The organism is Leucobacter allii, from assembly GCF_022919155.1.
Lineage (GTDB): Bacteria > Actinomycetota > Actinomycetes > Actinomycetales > Microbacteriaceae > Leucobacter > Leucobacter allii.
Genome location: NZ_CP095045.1, coordinates 3,347,043 through 3,361,413, shown reverse-complemented (window position 1 = coordinate 3,361,413; position 14,371 = coordinate 3,347,043). Strand labels below are relative to the sequence as shown.

Annotated in this window: 14 protein-coding genes and 2 tRNA genes; 13 read left to right on the top strand and 3 right to left on the bottom strand. The window is 72.5% G+C overall.

Features of this window, described 5'->3' with window-relative positions:
* The first annotated feature begins 55 nt into the window (after positions 1-55).
* The 8 genes from gyrA to MUN78_RS15550 all read left to right on the top strand — a co-directional run bounded on the left by gyrA (position 56) and on the right by MUN78_RS15550 (position 6,123).
* Positions 56-2,605 (top strand): DNA gyrase subunit A, encoded by a 2,550-nt coding sequence (gene gyrA / locus MUN78_RS15585; RefSeq protein ID WP_244730126.1) that lies wholly within the window; start codon positions 56-58, stop codon positions 2,603-2,605.
* The gene (locus MUN78_RS15580; RefSeq protein ID WP_244692164.1) at positions 2,598-3,005 is read left to right on the top strand and encodes a DUF3566 domain-containing protein; all 408 of its coding nucleotides are present in this window, start codon (positions 2,598-2,600) and stop codon (positions 3,003-3,005) included. The genes gyrA and MUN78_RS15580 overlap by 8 nt, the downstream gene beginning before the upstream one ends.
* 96 nt (positions 3,006-3,101) lie before the next feature.
* Positions 3,102-3,178: transfer RNA gene (locus MUN78_RS15575), tRNA-Ile, on the top strand.
* 75 nt (positions 3,179-3,253) lie between these two features.
* Positions 3,254-3,946: a hypothetical protein gene (locus MUN78_RS15570; RefSeq protein WP_244727651.1), complete on the top strand. Its 693-nt coding sequence runs from the start codon at positions 3,254-3,256 to the stop codon at positions 3,944-3,946.
* Between the two features lie 141 nt (positions 3,947-4,087).
* A tRNA-Ala gene (locus tag MUN78_RS15565) sits at positions 4,088-4,163 on the top strand.
* 87 nt (positions 4,164-4,250) lie between these two features.
* Complete coding sequence (locus MUN78_RS15560) at positions 4,251-5,177, top strand: alpha/beta hydrolase (RefSeq protein ID WP_244727649.1); 927 nt, start codon at positions 4,251-4,253, stop codon at positions 5,175-5,177.
* Positions 5,178-5,275: 98 nt separating this feature from the next.
* On the top strand, positions 5,276-5,890 hold the full coding sequence (locus MUN78_RS15555) for a CGNR zinc finger domain-containing protein (RefSeq protein ID WP_244727647.1): 615 nt from the start codon (positions 5,276-5,278) through the stop codon (positions 5,888-5,890).
* Positions 5,887-6,123, top strand: a complete 237-nt coding sequence (locus MUN78_RS15550) for a YdeI/OmpD-associated family protein (protein ID WP_244727645.1) — start codon at positions 5,887-5,889, stop codon at positions 6,121-6,123. The genes MUN78_RS15555 and MUN78_RS15550 overlap by 4 nt, the downstream gene beginning before the upstream one ends.
* A gap of 76 nt (positions 6,124-6,199) precedes the next feature.
* Here MUN78_RS15550 and MUN78_RS15545 read toward each other — a convergent pair whose 3' ends face one another.
* The 3 genes from MUN78_RS15545 to MUN78_RS15535 all read right to left on the bottom strand — a co-directional run bounded on the left by MUN78_RS15545 (position 6,200) and on the right by MUN78_RS15535 (position 8,849).
* On the bottom strand, positions 6,200-7,756 hold the full coding sequence (locus tag MUN78_RS15545; protein ID WP_244727643.1) for an Ig-like domain-containing protein: 1,557 nt from the start codon (positions 7,754-7,756) through the stop codon (positions 6,200-6,202).
* A gap of 54 nt (positions 7,757-7,810) precedes the next feature.
* Positions 7,811-7,960, bottom strand: coding sequence for a hypothetical protein (locus tag MUN78_RS15540; protein ID WP_244727642.1), 150 nt, complete (start codon positions 7,958-7,960; stop codon positions 7,811-7,813).
* A 196-nt stretch (positions 7,961-8,156) separates the two neighbouring features.
* Entirely contained in the window at positions 8,157-8,849 is a 693-nt protein-coding gene (locus MUN78_RS15535) for a MarR family winged helix-turn-helix transcriptional regulator (RefSeq protein WP_244727640.1), read from the bottom strand.
* A gap of 85 nt (positions 8,850-8,934) precedes the next feature.
* Here MUN78_RS15535 and MUN78_RS15530 point away from each other — a divergent pair, with 85 nt between their 5' ends.
* The 5 genes from MUN78_RS15530 to MUN78_RS15510 all read left to right on the top strand — a co-directional run bounded on the left by MUN78_RS15530 (position 8,935) and on the right by MUN78_RS15510 (position 14,371).
* A complete protein-coding gene (locus MUN78_RS15530) occupies positions 8,935-9,894 on the top strand; it encodes a hypothetical protein (protein ID WP_244727638.1) in 960 nt (319 codons plus the stop codon).
* A gap of 169 nt (positions 9,895-10,063) precedes the next feature.
* Positions 10,064-11,566, top strand: coding sequence for a sensor histidine kinase (locus MUN78_RS15525; RefSeq protein WP_244727636.1), 1,503 nt, complete (start codon positions 10,064-10,066; stop codon positions 11,564-11,566).
* Positions 11,554-12,273: a response regulator transcription factor gene (locus MUN78_RS15520; RefSeq protein ID WP_244727634.1), complete on the top strand. Its 720-nt coding sequence runs from the start codon at positions 11,554-11,556 to the stop codon at positions 12,271-12,273. The genes MUN78_RS15525 and MUN78_RS15520 overlap by 13 nt, the downstream gene beginning before the upstream one ends.
* Positions 12,270-13,256: a DUF4097 family beta strand repeat-containing protein gene (locus tag MUN78_RS15515; RefSeq protein WP_244727633.1), complete on the top strand. Its 987-nt coding sequence runs from the start codon at positions 12,270-12,272 to the stop codon at positions 13,254-13,256. Before MUN78_RS15520 ends, MUN78_RS15515 begins: the two co-directional genes overlap by 4 nt.
* Before the next feature lie 59 nt (positions 13,257-13,315).
* Positions 13,316-14,371, top strand: coding sequence for an alpha/beta hydrolase (locus MUN78_RS15510; RefSeq protein ID WP_244692152.1), 1,056 nt, complete (start codon positions 13,316-13,318; stop codon positions 14,369-14,371).

Below are 14,371 nucleotides of genomic sequence, written 5' to 3'. Positions count from 1 at the left end.
TCAGGCGGAGACCGGGATCGACGGCGCGGACGGCGCGGCGATCGACACGGACGCGATCGACACCGAGCCGGGTCGCGGCGCCGAGGGCGAGGAGGCCGTGCACGGCCGTATCGACCAGGTCGACCTGCAGTTGGAGATGCAGCGCTCCTACCTCGACTACGCGATGAGCGTCATCGTCGGGCGCGCGCTGCCCGACGTGCGCGACGGCTTGAAGCCCGTGCACCGCCGGGTGATCTACACCATGTACGACGGGGGCTACCGGCCCGACAAGGCGTTCTCGAAGTGCACGCGCGTCATCGGCGACGTCATGGGCCAGTTCCACCCGCACGGCGACAGTGCGGTCTACGACTCGCTCGTGCGCCTCGTGCAGCCGTGGGCGATGCGCTATCCGCTCGCGCTCGGACAGGGTAACTTCGGCTCCCCGGGCAACGACGGCGCCGCCGCGCACCGGTACACCGAGACGAAGATGTCGCAGCTCGCCATGGAGATGGTGCGCGACATCGATGAGGACACGGTTGACTTCCAGGACAACTACGACGGCCGCACTCAGGAGCCGACGGTTCTCACGAGCCGCTTCCCGAACCTGCTCGTCAACGGCTCCGTCGGCATCGCGGTCGGCATGGCCACGAACATCCCCCCGCACAATCTCCGCGAGGTCTCAGAGGCGGCCATCTGGCACCTCGAGCACCCCGACGCCTCGAAGGAGGAACTCCTCGAGGCGCTCATGGAGCGCGTGAAGGGACCGGACTTCCCGACCGGCGCCCAGATTCTCGGCACCAAGGGAATCCGCGAGGCGTATCGAACGGGCCGCGGCTCCGTCACCATGCGCGCCGTCGTGAACATCGAGGAGCTTCAGGGCCGCACCTGCCTCGTCGTCACGGAGCTCCCGTACCAGGTGAATCCCGACAACCTCGCGGTGAAGATCGCGGATCTCGTCAAAGAGAACAAGGTCCAGGGCATCGCCGACATCCGCGATGAGTCGAGCGGCCGCACCGGTCAGCGCCTCGTCATCGTGCTCAAGCGCGACGCCATCGCCAAGGTCGTGCTCAACAACCTGTACAAGCACACGCAGCTGCAGGAGAACTTCGGCGCGAACATGCTCGCGATCGTCGACGGGGTGCCGCGCACGCTCTCCCTCGACGGCTTCATCACGGCGTGGGCCAAGCACCAGGTCGACGTCATTGTGCGCCGTACGGAATACCGGCTGCGCAAGGCGGAGGCCGAGGCGCACATCCAGCGCGGCTACCTGAAGGCGCTCGATGCGCTCGACGAGGTCATCGCCCTGATCCGCCGCTCGCCGACCGTCGATGAGGCCCGTGAGGGCCTCATGGCCCTCCTCGACGTCGACCAGCTGCAGGCCGACGCGATCCTCGGGCTGCAGCTGCGCCGTCTGGCCGCGCTCGAGCGGCAGAAGATCCTCGATCTCGCCGCCAAGCTCGAGGCGCAGATCGCCGAGTACCAGGGCATCCTCGCCTCGCCGGGGGAGCAGCGGAAGATCGTGGTCGACGAGCTCGGCGAGGTCGTCGGCAAGTTCGGCGATGAGCGCCGCACCACCATCCTGCACGGCTTCGACGGCGACATGTCCATGGAGGACCTCATCCCCGAGGAGGAGATGGTCGTCACGGTCACCCGCGGGGGGTACGTCAAGCGCACGCGCATCGACAACTACCGCTCGCAGCACCGCGGTGGCAAGGGCGTCAAGGGCGCGCAGCTGCGGGCCGACGACATCGTGGAGCACTTCTTCGTCACGACGACCCACCACTGGCTGCTGTTCTTCACGAACACCGGACGGGTGTACCGGGCCAAGACGTACGAGGTGCCCGAGGGCGGGCGCGACTCCAAGGGGCAGCATCTCGCGAACCTGCTCGCCCTCGCCCCCGGCGAGGCGGTCACGCAGATCCTGGACATCCGCGACTTCGCGGCGGGCGGCTACCTCGTGCTCGCCACGCGCGACGGTCTCGTGAAGAAGACGGCGCTCGACGAGTACGACACGAATCGCACGGGCGGCATCATCGCCATCAAGCTGCGCGAGGGCGATGAGCTCGTCTCCGCGCTCATCGCCGACGCGAGCGACGACGTGCTGCTGGTCTCGCGGCACGGCATGTCGGTGCGATTCACCGCATCTGATCAGGCACTCCGTCCGATGGGCCGGTCCACGAGCGGCGTGCGCGGCATGAACTTCCGCGACGGCGACGCGCTGCTGTCGGCCTCGCGGATCGACGAGAGCGGCGGCTTCGTCTTCGTGGTCACGGAGGGCGGCTACGCGAAGCGGACGGCCGTGGACGAGTACCGCGTGCAGCAGCGCGGCGGCTTCGGCATCAAGGTCGCGAAGCTCGACGAGAATCGGGGCGACCTGGTCGGCGCGCTCATCGTGGAGGAGCCGGACGAGGTGCTCGCCGTGCTCGCGAGCGGTAAGGTGGTGCGATCGAACGTCGCCGAGGTTCCGGCGAAGGGGCGCAACACCATGGGCGTGGTCTTCGCACGCTTCCCAGAGCAGGACCGTATCATTGGCATCGCACGGAACACCGAGCGAGGGCTCGACGAAGAGGAGTCCGTCGCCGCGGACACCGAACACGCTGAGAACGAGGAAGACCTGAATGAGTAACACTGTCGCCGACAAGCTGGCCAAGAAGACCCGGAAGAAGGCGCCCGCGAAGCAGGTCCGCCTGAAGCTGGTGTACATCGATTTCTGGTCGGCCGTGAAGTTCTCGTTCCTCGTGGCCCTGTGCCTCGCGATCGTGAGCGTCGTGTCGACGATCCTCATCTACACCGTGCTCATGCAGACGGGCGTCTTCAGCCAGGTCGACTCGCTCTTCATGGACATCGTGGGCGAGGAGAACAGCCTGATGAACATCATCGGCTTCCCGCAGGTACTCGGCTTCGCCGTCGTCGTGGGGATCCTGAACACGATCGTGGGCACGGCGCTCGGCGCCGTCGGCGCGCTCGTGTACAACCTCCTCGTGCGCGTGCTCGGCGGCTTCCAGCTCGGCTTCACGAGCAACTGAGCCGCGCCGCGTGCGCGGCATGCCAGGCAACGCGCCCGGTCGTCGGATCCGATTTCGGATCTCGGGTACTTTCGGGTAATGTTGTTGCTTGGTCACGGGGCTATAGCTCAGGCGGTTAGAGCGCTTCACTGATAATGAAGAGGTCCCAGGTTCAAGTCCTGGTAGCCCCACCAATACACGCACGGGCGGTCGAGCAATCGGCCGCCCTTCGTCGTATCCGGCGGTCGGAAGACGATGGGGGATCCGAGATGGGCGACGGCGCCGAGCGGCCGGAGATCGTGAGCTACGACGGGCTTCCCGCGGCCTCCGGGGGAGCGCACGGGCTTCGGGCGAAGAACCCGCGGGCGGCGCGCGAGCGGGTCGACGCCTTCCTCGCCGCCTGCACCGTCGGGGCCGAGCCGCGCTGGGACCTGCGGATCGCCCGAGGGGGACCGGTGCCGCTTCGCGAGGGGCTCCGTGCTTTCGCCGTCGCGTGCTTCGGAGGTCCCGCGCGCAGCGGAGCGGAGGGCGAGACCTGGCGCGTTCCGGCGTCGCTGGCGCCCGAGGCGCTGGAGCATCTCTCCGCCGCCGACCTCGCGGGTGCCGTGAACGCGCACGGTCAGTCGCTCGCGGTGCTGTCGGCGCAGGCCTCGGTACGGCTGCGCGATCCGGGCACCGGGCTCGCCGATGCGGGTGTGACCCCCGAGGCGTGCGGGGGATTCGCGGTCGACGGCTACGGCCGCCTGCTCGGCGCGTCCGGCGTGCGCGCCGCGTACGGGACCTCGGGCTCCACGCTCTCGCTGTGGCTCTGCCTGCCGGGGGATGCGCGCCTCGAGGCCGCCGCCGCGCATCTCGCCGCGCACACGCCCGTGCGGCTCTCGGCGAAGCACTGGCGGCGTTGGATCCCGCTGCGCGGTGCCGAGGGGTACCGCTCCCGGCGGATCCCGTCACCCGTCAGGTGAGGCCCGTCGCGTGCGGAGCACGGGCGCGCGCGGGGCGCCCCGGTGCTTTTGCGCGCGCGAAACCCGGCGGCTATAGTAGTCCCAGACGATTCCGGCCCCGCCGTGATCGTGGAGGCGAGGCCCGGTTCGGGAGCTCATCTCGGGTCCTTAACTCAGTTGGTAGAGTGCCTGCTTTGCAAGCAGGATGTCGGGAGTTCGATTCTCCCAGGATCCACCACGCTCCCATCGGAGCCCCTCTCCCGCACCGGGCACGCCGGACGACATCCGTTCGCCGAGACGACCGGGCGTCTCGTAGAGTCTCCCCATGCGGCTCGCGATCTCTGCGTTCATCGATCCTGCCACCGTGCCTCTGGTCGCGGAGTCCCGGGAGTTCTACGCCCGCCGGCCTCCCGGCCGGGGGCCCGGCACGCTCGGCGAGCTCATGCGGATCCGCGCGGCCGCCCCGACCGCTCCGACCGCTCGCGAGAGCACGCCGGCGCCGGCGGAGGAGACGGTGAGCGCTGATGGCCGCGAGGTGCGGGTGCGAATCCACACGCCGACGGGGAAGGCCGCCAGGGGAGTGCTCCTCGAGATCCACACGGGTGGCTTCTTCCTCGGTTCTGCCGCCGGCAGCGACACGCGCAATCGTCGTCTCGTGGAGGCTCTGGACATCGCCGTCGTGAGCGTCGACTACCGGCTCGCTCCCGAGCATCCGTGGCCGGCGGCCCCCGACGACTGCGAGACCGCCGCACTGTGGCTCGCAGAGCACGCGGCAGCGCGCTTCGGCACGTCGCGGCTCGTGATCGCGGGGTTCTCCGCGGGCTCCACCCTGGCGGCAGCAACCCTGATCCGGGTCCGGGACCGCGGGATCGACGCGTTCCGCGGCGCAGTCCTGCAGTGCGGAACCTACGATCTCTCCGCGCGGACCCCGGCCGGACGCCGCATCGCGGACGAGTACTTCCTCGCCGCGTACGCCGGATGCACCGCCGATCGCACGCGCCCCGATGTCTCGCCCGTCTTCGGCGACCTCAGGGGCCTGCCGCCCATTCTGATGGTGGTCGGAGAGGAGGACATCCTCCTCGAGGACAATCTCGCCATGGCGACGAGACTGCTCGCCGCCGGCGTCGAGGTGGATCTGCGGGTCTATCCGGCTTCTCCGCATGCGTTCACCAGCCATCCGACCTCCATGGCGCGCACGGCGCTGGACGGCATCGACGAGTGGCTCCGGCACCGCTTCGCACCGACCGGCTGACTCCGGATCGGGTCACCGAATGCTCTGCGCCGGATCCCCGGGCCGGCAGTCGTACGGAAACTCTTGCCGAAACTAGCGTAACCATGCATGATGGTTACATGAATCTCGCACCTCCGACCGGGCAGTGGTTCGTCGCCGACGACGGCCAGCGCTGGTGGTTCGACTCCGGGTCGATCGCGCTCGACTTCGCGTACACCGGGGGATTCCCGGGCCCCGAGGCATGGGAGCTCTGGCACGGGCCCGAGGACATCGCCCGATGGTGGCGCGAGCGCTTCGACGTCGAGGTGCCGGTGGACGAGGAGGAAGCCGTGCGGGCGCGGGACCTGCGTCGTGCCATCGCCGACGCCGTGCTGGCTGCGGCTGCCGGCACCGCGATCCCCGGCGGGGCCGCCTCCGTCATCGACGCCGCCGCGGCACGTCCGGACGTGCCTCGGCAGCTGCGCGCCGAGCCGGCGGTGACCTGCGACCGTCTGCTCGCGACCATCGCGCGCACGGCCGTCGCCGCGCTCGAGCGGCCGGAGCGCGTGCGGGTCTGCGGAGCGGACGATTGCGCCGTGATGTACCTCGACATCTCCCGATCGGGCAACCGCGCCTGGTGCTCGATGCGGCGATGCGGCAACCGGCAGAAGGTCCGTGCGCTCCGTGCGCGACGCGCGGCATCCGAGACCCCCGACGATGGGGCATCGCAGCCCCGGGAGGAGCACCACTCATGACCCTGCAGCGAGCGGCACAGCCGATGCCCGTCGACATCGCCGAGATCCTGGCCGAACAGCGTCTCCGCGACGCCTACGACGACCGGCCCGCCTACCAGCGCAACGACTATCTCGCGTGGATCGCTCGGGCGAAGCGACCCGAGACCCGGACCAAACGCATCACGCAGATGCTCGACGAGCTCGCCGAGGGCGGCGTGTACATGGGAATGCGCCACCGCCCCTCCCGCCGCTGATCCGCCCTACGGACGCGCAACCTGAACGGCCCGGCCGCGCGGCGAGATCGGCGCACGCCCTCAGAGGCCCCGAGCGTCACGCTCCGCCGCTGCGGCTCCGGGCGCGAGCGCCGCGGCGCCCGAGCAGGAGCGCACCGGCGGCGGCGAGCAGGATCGCGGCGCCCGCCGCCGATCCGAGCGGCGCCGAGCCGGTCGCCGCGAGCGCGGGGGCCGCCGGTGCCTGCGGCGCGGGCGAGGACGGCTGCTGCTTCGGCGGATCGACGGGCCCCGGAGGTTCCGTCCGGGGCGCCGGGCTGATCTCGAGCACGGCGACGGCGCTCGTCGAAGACGCATGTGTCGCGTCTCCGGCGTAGGCGGCCGTGATCTCGTGCGATCCGGCCGCCAGCGTCGTCACCTCGAGCGTCGCGACGCCGTCCGCCAGCTCTGCCGTGCCGAGCGGCACACCGCCCGCGAAGAACTCGACCTCGCCGCTCGCGGCGTCCCCCGCCGGGTCCGTCAGCACCGTCGCCCGGAGATGCGCGGGGTCGCCGGCAGCGAGGGGGCCGGCGGGGATCGCGAGCTCCGTGGCGGTGGCGATCCGCTCCACTCCGAGCACCACGGGCTCGGAGGTCGACGCGGCGTGCACGGCGTCGCCGCCGTAGACGGCGGTCAGCTCGTGCGCCCCGACGGCGAACGCGGAGACCGCGAGTGCGGCCGATCCCGCGGCGACGGGGGCCGTGCCGAGGGAGGTGGCGCCGTCGAAGAACTCCACCTCGCCGCTCGGGGCCGTCCCCGAGACCTCGGCGGTGAGCGTCGCCGTCTCTCCGACGGTGATCCGATCGGGGGAGACCGAGAGCGAGGTCGCGGTCGCGGCCGGCGAGACCGTCACGGTGACGGGGGCGGCCTCCGAATGCCGGGTGGTGCTGTTCCCCGTGAAGCGCGCACCGAGTTCGTGCGCCCCGAGGGCGAGTGCGACGCCCTGAAGCGCGGCGGTTCCGGTCGCGGGATCGACGGAGGCCGTGCCGATCGTCACGCCATCCGCGGTGAAGGCGATCGACCCGGAGAGATCGGCGTCCGAGGTCTCCGCGACGAGCTCGGCGTGCAGGCTCAGCGGGTCGCCGAAGGCGATGCTCTCCGCCGATGGGCGCAGCTGCACCGTGCTGGATTCGGTGGTGGCGAAGGTCACCTCAACGTCGATGACGTTCGCATGATGTCCGGGATCGGTCACGGTGACGATCGCGAAGTCGCTGCCGACCCGCTGCGGCGTGTAGGTGAAGGCCCCGTCGGACGCCAGCTCGAGAGCGCCGAGGGTCGGCGCCTCGCTCACGGAGAAGTCGAGGTCCGCACCCTCGGGATCCGTCACGAAACGGGCGAGCGTGTCGGAGAGCGGTGAGCCGAGTTCGGCGCCGAAGGTCATGGGTGTCGCGCTCGGTGGGAGATCGGCGTCGGGGAGCCCGGAGCACGATCCGGTGGCCTCCCAGACGAGCTGCTCCGGGAAGCCGTTGCCCGAGGCACTCACGACGGAGAAGCGGAGCGGGTTGTATTGCGGCAGTGCGCTGTAGGCGGTGCTGCTGCTCAAGCCGGGCACCGTGCTGAGCGGCTGCGCCGAATCGGTGGCGAAGAGCACGGTGCCGGCGTCGTCGACGACGCGCACCCGGTAGGCTTCGACGCCGGAACCGGTGTTGTCCCGATCGAAGGTCCACGTGCCCTAGCTGTACCCGAAGTTCGCGCAGCCGAGCGACACGCTCCGGGGCTCCGCGACCTCCAGCGCGCGAGCCGGGGCGGATACGACGAGGCCGCTGAGAACGAGGGCGAAGGCGGCGACGACGCCGAGGATGCCGCGCATGAAAGTGAGCATAGTCCAAGTTTGGCGTGCAGCCGGTGAATCTTCGGGATCCGCTGTCCGAAGCATCGGCTCGATGCCGGGGGAACTCGGCGATCCCGACGTATCCGGGTGGTCGCGGCGGCGATCCCGGTGGTGGCACGGGATCCCGGCGGTGTCGCGGGATCCCGGTCGCACCGCGGTGCGCGCCGAGCGAGGGACGGCCTGCGCCTCAGCGCTGCCGGTCCTCCGGCCAGTGCGCGGCGAGCTTCTGCAGCAGCCGCGCCAGCTCGCGGCGCTCGTCGGCGCCGAGGTGCTCGAGGGCCGTCGCAAGGGACTTCCGCCTGCGGCCGCGCAGTCCGGAGGCGACGCGGCGCCCCGCGTCCGTGAGCACGACGCGGCTCCGTCTCGCGTCCTCGGGATCGACCTCCCGCCGCACGAGATCGCGGGAGACGCCCTGCTTCACGAGGCGGGAGGCGCGCGGCTGGTCGACGCCGATCGCCTCGCCGATCGCGCTGACGTTCAGGGGTTCGGGGGCCGAGGCGAGCGCCTCGAGCATGCGGAAGATCGCGGGGGGTCCGCCCCGGTCGGCGTGGCCGCCCCAGCCTCCGCCCGGTCGTGCGCCGAAGCGGTCGTCGAACGGACCGCCGCGCATGACGCCCGGGGGGAACGCCCCCTGGCCGAACGGTCCGCGTCGCCGTCGATCGGGGCCGCCGCCGTGGCCGCCGCCGTTGTGGACGTCGTCGCCGAGCGGGCCATGTCCGCCGCGTCCGCCGAAGTGCGCGGCGCCGTGCGAGGCGCCGTCCGCTTCGCGGGCCTCGCGAGCGTCCCGGTACCCCCCGCGGGGGTGCGCACCGCGCGCGCCGCGGAGTCGGGAGAGCGCGTCGGCGATGGCGTCCGCGGGGTCGAGGTCCTCGGGAGTCATGCCTCCACTTTACATGCACCTTGACATGCAAAGTCATTGCATGTCACACTACATATACATGCATCATGACAAGTAAGGAGCGAACATGACGTCGCACACCACCCCTTCACCCGCGGGCGAGGAGTCCGTACCGGCCGCGCGGGAACCCGGCGGCTCCGAGCGACCGCTCGGCTACTGGATCCGAGCCGTCGATCGACTGCTCGATGCCGAGTTCGCCCGCACCTTCGTCGACGTCGGCATTTCCCGCCGTGATTGGCGCGAACTCAACCGGATCGGCGGCACCGCTCCCGGTGGACGCGATCCGCGGCCGCGGTCCTCCGGGCGCGGGCGCACCAGCCGGCGCGCGCTGGAGGCGCGCGGCTGGATCGCACACGACTCGGGGGAGTGGCGCCTCACCGAGGCCGGCCGCGCGGCGTTCGCCGAGCTCACGGCGCGCGTCGAGAACATCCGCGCCACGGTCTCCGACGCCGTCGCCCCCGACGATCTCGCGACGACCCTCGCGTCGCTGGAGCGCATCGCGATCGCGCTCGGCTGGGACGCGGAGACTCCGCTGCCCCGGCGTCGGACCGGGCGGGGTGCGCGTCGATCCGGCGCGGGATCGGTCGACGGGCGTCGCTGGCACGGAGGTCACCCGCCCCACGACGGACATCGTTTCGAGGACGCACGTTGTTTCGAAGACGCGCATCGTTTCCACGACGAGCCTCGCCGCGGCGCGGACGGAGATCCGCGCGGGCACCGCTGGGACTCCCGCGGACACAGCTGGGCGTCTCGCGAGCATCGCTGCGATTCTCGCGAGCACCCCCGGGAAGCCCGCGAGCTGCGTGGCCGCTCCCGTGCCGGCTGGGACGACGCGCGTTCGTGGCACGATCCGGAGGGAGTGTTCCACGTGGAACACGACCGCGGCGCGCCAGGGCAGCGCGGCGGATCCGGACGCGGCGGGCGCGACCGCGCGGAGGGCCACCGCGGCTCGGATCGCCGGCGCGCGGCGATGGCCGCGTACGAGCGCGGCTTCCGCGCCGGCTTCGCGAACGGCCGAGAGGGCTGACGAGGCCGGCGCCGACGCCGCCTCGCCGTGCGCGGTGACGGCACCGCCGGCGCGGCCGCCGTCGGCCGCCGTGCGAGCCGGGCCGCCGAGGAGGCTTCGGGAAAACCCGAAGCCGACGCTCCGGCGGGCAGGGTGTCGGCCCGGGGGAGGCACGACCTAGCGTAGAGGCATGACGATCACGAGCGATCCCCCGAGCCCGGCTCCGAGACCGGACGCCCCGCAGGCGGCGCAGCACCCGAGCCCGGCCGCACCGGGCACCCCTGCCGCGGGCCAGGCGCCCGCCGCACCGGGCGGTCCCCCGAGCCCGGTCGCCGGCCGGATCCCGGCCGGCGACCACACCCCGACCGGAGGTGACGTCCCGGCCCCCGATCCGGGGCTGGTCGCAGCCCAGAACGGTTCCGCGACGCGGACCCCTGCCGCGCCGACCGGATCCGGCGCCGCTCGCGACGCCGCGGCCTCCGTGGCTTCCGCGCACTCCGCCCGTCCGCCGTACCGCATCGCGCTGACGATCCTGCACCTCGCGGCGCTCGGCATCGTCGGCCTGATGATCCTCGCGGGGCTCCTGCCGCTCTTCGGCGCGGGCGTGGGGCTGCTCATCGTGGGCATCGGGCTCGTGTTCCTCGTCGCCCTGGTCTACGCGCTCTTCGGGATCGGCTGGTTCGAGACGGCCCGCGTCTCGGGCCTCTACGGGGTGCGGACCGCGGCCCTGCGCTGGAGGCGCGCGGAGAGCGCCGGGTTCAAGGGCTGGCTCGTCGCGCTCGCCCGACAGTCGGTCGACGGACGGATGTGGCGCGCGATCGCGCACTTCGGGATCGCGACGGTGCTCGGCGCGATCATGCTCGGCCTCGTGCAGGGCGTCGTCAGCGGCACCGTCTCGACGCTGCAGGGCGGCGTCGTCTGGTGGCAGCCCGGACTCCTCGGCGCCATCGTCTGCGCGGCCGGGGTCGTCGGCATCGCGCTGCTCCACCGGATCATCGCGCTCGCGATGCTCGGATCCGCGGCTACCGAGGAGCAGCTCGTCGCCCAGGTGCGCAGCACGGCCGAGCAGCGCGAGGGCGCGGTGCGCGCGGCCGACGTCGAACGCACCCGCATCGAACGAGATCTGCACGACGGCGTCCAGCCGCGGCTGGTCTCCGTGGGCATGACCCTCGGACTCGCCCAGGAGAAGATCGACACCGACCCCGAGGCCGCGAAGGCGCTCATCGCCGAGGCGCACACCTCCACGAAGGCCGCCATCACCGAACTGCGCCAGCTCGCCCGCGGCATCTACGCCTCGGTGCTCGACGATCGCGGCCTCGACGCCGCGCTCTCCGCGCTCGCGGCCCGCTCCCACATCCCCGTGCAGCTCGACGTCCGTCAGGCCGAGCGCTGCGGGCGGGACGCGGAGGCGGCCGTCTACTTCGCCATCGCGGAGACCCTGACGAACGCCGCGAAGCACTCCCGCGCGAGCGAGGCGCGCGTCGTCGTGCGCCTGCGGGAGACCGACGAGACGGGCGGGCGCCGGCTCTGGGCGCGCGTCGAGGACAACGGGATCGGCGGGGCCAGGATCGTGCCTGGGGGCGGACTCGACGGCGTGCGCAACCGCGTGCTCGCCGCCGGCGGGACGAGCCGTCTGGACAGCCCGATCGGCGGGCCGACGTCGTTGGAGGTGAGCGTGCCATGCGCATCCTGATCTGCGAGGATTCCGTGCTGCTGCGTGAGGGGCTCGTGCGCCTGCTCGAGCACGGCGGGCTCGAGGTCGTCGCGGCGCTGCCGGACGCGGACGAGCTGTCGGCGACCGTCGAGCACACCGATCCCGAGCTGTGCATCCTCGACGTCCGGCTGCCGCCCACGTATACCGATGAGGGCATCCGCGCGGCGATCGAGCTGCGCCGGGCGAGGCCCGGGCTGCCGGTGCTCGTGCTCTCCCAGTACGTCGAGGAGCGCTACGCGAGCGAGCTCATCGCGGGGCAGGGCGGCGCCTTCGGCTACCTGCTGAAGGACCGGGTCGCCGACGTCGGGGACTTCCTCGACTCCGTGCGGCGCATCGCGGACGGCGCGACCGTCCTCGACCCCGAGGTCGTCTCCCAGCTCCTCGCCCGACGGGGACGAGACGATCGCATGGCGGCGCTCACGGACCGCGAGCGGACGGTGCTCGCGGCCCTCGCCGAAGGCCGCTCCAATCAGGCCATCGCGGGGCTGCTCTTCCTCTCGGAGGCGAGCGTCGAGAAGCACATCACCGCGATCTTCCAGAAACTCGGCCTCGATGCCGACGGCGGAGGCAACCGCCGCGTGCTCGCGGCGATCGCCCACCTCACCAGCACCGGCGTGCACCCCGCGCCATCCGGCGCCCCGAACGGCGCCGCCACGACCATCGCACAGACGGGACAGCGACCATGACTCACGACGACCGCACCGGCACCCCGGAGGACCGCGCCGCGCCCGACCCGACGCAGACGCCCGGCCCGCACGCGGCCGCCCCGCGCGTCGGCGCCCCGAGTGCCGGCACGCCCGGCGCCGCGGCCCCGAGCACCGCCGCGCGAGCGACCCTCATCGCCACCGCCGTCGTGGGCGGGGTCGCGCTGCTCACCATCGGCGCGCAGACCGCCGCGGGCGCGTTCGCCCCCGGGCCGGGCGTCGTCCTCGAGGAGTTCACCGACGGGGCGACGGTCTCCTCCGGGGGCGCCGCCGACGGCACGGAGCAGCACGAGTTCCTCGATGCGAGCGACGTCGCGGAGCTCGAGCTCGACATCTCCGCCGCGGAGTTCACGATCGCGTTCGCCGAGACGGATGAGGCCGAGCTCCGCGTCGCGGGTCCCCGCGCGGGCTCCTGGAACTGGGAGACCGAGGAGGGCACCCTCTCCGTGGAGGCGCCCGACACCGGTTTCGCGGCGGCCTGCCTCATCGACTGCGCTTCGAACGATCACCTCGACCGCGTCACCCTCACACTGCCCCAGCGCCTCGCCGAGTCCGGGAAGCTGAGCGTGGAGGCGGACGTCGCCGCGGGCACCCTGCGGGGCGCGGGCGACTTCGACCGGCTCGGCCTCGAGATCACGGGCGGGGAGGTCGAGATGAGCGGCTCGGCTCGCGCGCTCGAGCTCGACGTGCAGGCGGGGGAGTCGCGCCTCGAGCTCGCCGACGTCGCGACCGCGGAGATCGATCTCAGCGCCGGGGAGGCGCGCACCCGGCTCACCGGAACCGCACCCGACGCGGTCCGTCTGGACGCGAGCATGGGCAGCGCCGAGCTGCAGCTCCCCGAGGCCGAGTACCGCGTGGACGTGCGCGGGGAGCTCGGCGAGGTCGACAACCGCCTCGCCTCGGCGGACGATTCCGCGCACGAGGTCGTCGTGCGCGCCCGCGCCGCCGAGGTCCTGCTGCGTTGACGGGCGGGCCGGGCGGGCCGCCCCCGCCGCGCCCCGCCGCCCGGACGTAGACTGGGGCCATGACCCGCTGGCGCGATGACCTCCTCGGTCCGGGATTCGCGTGCACCGACCTCGAACTCGGCAGCGACGCGGAGGGGCCGCTGCTCGCGACGCTCGTGCGCGCCGTGCCGGAGCACCGCGGCTGGTTCGCGCGCTGGCTCGACGACCCGCCGCCGCTCGCGGGCGTCGACGTGCTCTACGTGCACGGCTGGTCGGACTACTTCTTCCAGCGCGGCCTCGCGCACTTCTGGACCTCGCGCGGGGCCCGCTTCTTCGCGCTCGATCTGCGCAAGTACGGGCGCAGTCTGCGACCCGGTCAGACCCCCGGATACATCGACGACCTCGCCGAGTACGACGCGGAGATCGGCCTCGCGCTCGAGGCGATCGAGCGCGAGGCGGCGGCGGACCGCGTCCCGCGGCGGGGGGCGGGCGGGCGCTCCCTCGTGCTCTTCGGGCACTCGACCGGCGGCTTGATCCTCAGCCTGTGGAGCGCGCGGCACCGCGGTCGTGCGCAGGGGCTCGTGCTCAACAGCCCCTGGCTGGAGTTCCAGCTCGCGGGCCGGATCAGGCAGCTCATCACGCCGATCGTGGGGTTCGGGGCCCGCATCAATCCGCGCGAGGTCGCCCCGCAGCTCGATCTGGGCTTCTACTCCCGGGCGCAGCGGGAGGCGGGTGCCGCCGAGGAGCTCGCCGGCGTCAACGCCGAGTGGCGGCCGGACTTCACCCACTCGGTGCACGCGGGCTGGATGCAGGCGATCCTCGCGGGCCACGCCCTCGTGGACGCGGGCCTCGACCTCGCCGAACCCGCGCAGGTGCTGCTGTCGGCGCGCTCGGCGCTGGCCCTGCGCTGGAGCGAGGAGATGACGCGGGCGGACACCGTGCTCGACGTCGACGCCGTGGCCCGGGCGGCGCTGCGGCTCGGGGCCACGGCCACGATCGACCGGGTCGACGGCGCGCTGCACGACGTCTTCCTCTCAGCCGACGGGCCCCGTGCCGAGGCCTACGCCAGGCTCGACCGCTGGGTGACCGGCTGGCGCGCGGCCGAGCGGCGCGGCGGAGGCCCCGCGACGCAGTAG

Excerpts from the sequence above, each read along its gene's own strand:
- MUN78_RS15580 (WP_244692164.1), top strand. The coding sequence starts at position 2,598 with ATGAGTAACACTGTCGCCGACAAGCTGGCCAAGAAGACCCGGAAGAAG.
- MUN78_RS15570 (WP_244727651.1), top strand. The coding sequence starts at position 3,254 with ATGGGCGACGGCGCCGAGCGGCCGGAGATCGTGAGCTACGACGGGCTT.
- MUN78_RS15560 (WP_244727649.1), top strand. The coding sequence starts at position 4,251 with ATGCGGCTCGCGATCTCTGCGTTCATCGATCCTGCCACCGTGCCTCTG.
- MUN78_RS15555 (WP_244727647.1), top strand. The coding sequence starts at position 5,276 with ATGAATCTCGCACCTCCGACCGGGCAGTGGTTCGTCGCCGACGACGGC.
- MUN78_RS15550 (WP_244727645.1), top strand. The coding sequence starts at position 5,887 with ATGACCCTGCAGCGAGCGGCACAGCCGATGCCCGTCGACATCGCCGAG.
- MUN78_RS15540 (WP_244727642.1), bottom strand. The coding sequence starts at position 7,960 with ATGCTCACTTTCATGCGCGGCATCCTCGGCGTCGTCGCCGCCTTCGCC.
- MUN78_RS15535 (WP_244727640.1), bottom strand. The coding sequence starts at position 8,849 with ATGACTCCCGAGGACCTCGACCCCGCGGACGCCATCGCCGACGCGCTC.
- MUN78_RS15530 (WP_244727638.1), top strand. The coding sequence starts at position 8,935 with ATGACGTCGCACACCACCCCTTCACCCGCGGGCGAGGAGTCCGTACCG.
- MUN78_RS15525 (WP_244727636.1), top strand. The coding sequence starts at position 10,064 with ATGACGATCACGAGCGATCCCCCGAGCCCGGCTCCGAGACCGGACGCC.
- MUN78_RS15520 (WP_244727634.1), top strand. The coding sequence starts at position 11,554 with ATGCGCATCCTGATCTGCGAGGATTCCGTGCTGCTGCGTGAGGGGCTC.
- MUN78_RS15515 (WP_244727633.1), top strand. The coding sequence starts at position 12,270 with ATGACTCACGACGACCGCACCGGCACCCCGGAGGACCGCGCCGCGCCC.
- MUN78_RS15510 (WP_244692152.1), top strand. The coding sequence starts at position 13,316 with ATGACCCGCTGGCGCGATGACCTCCTCGGTCCGGGATTCGCGTGCACC.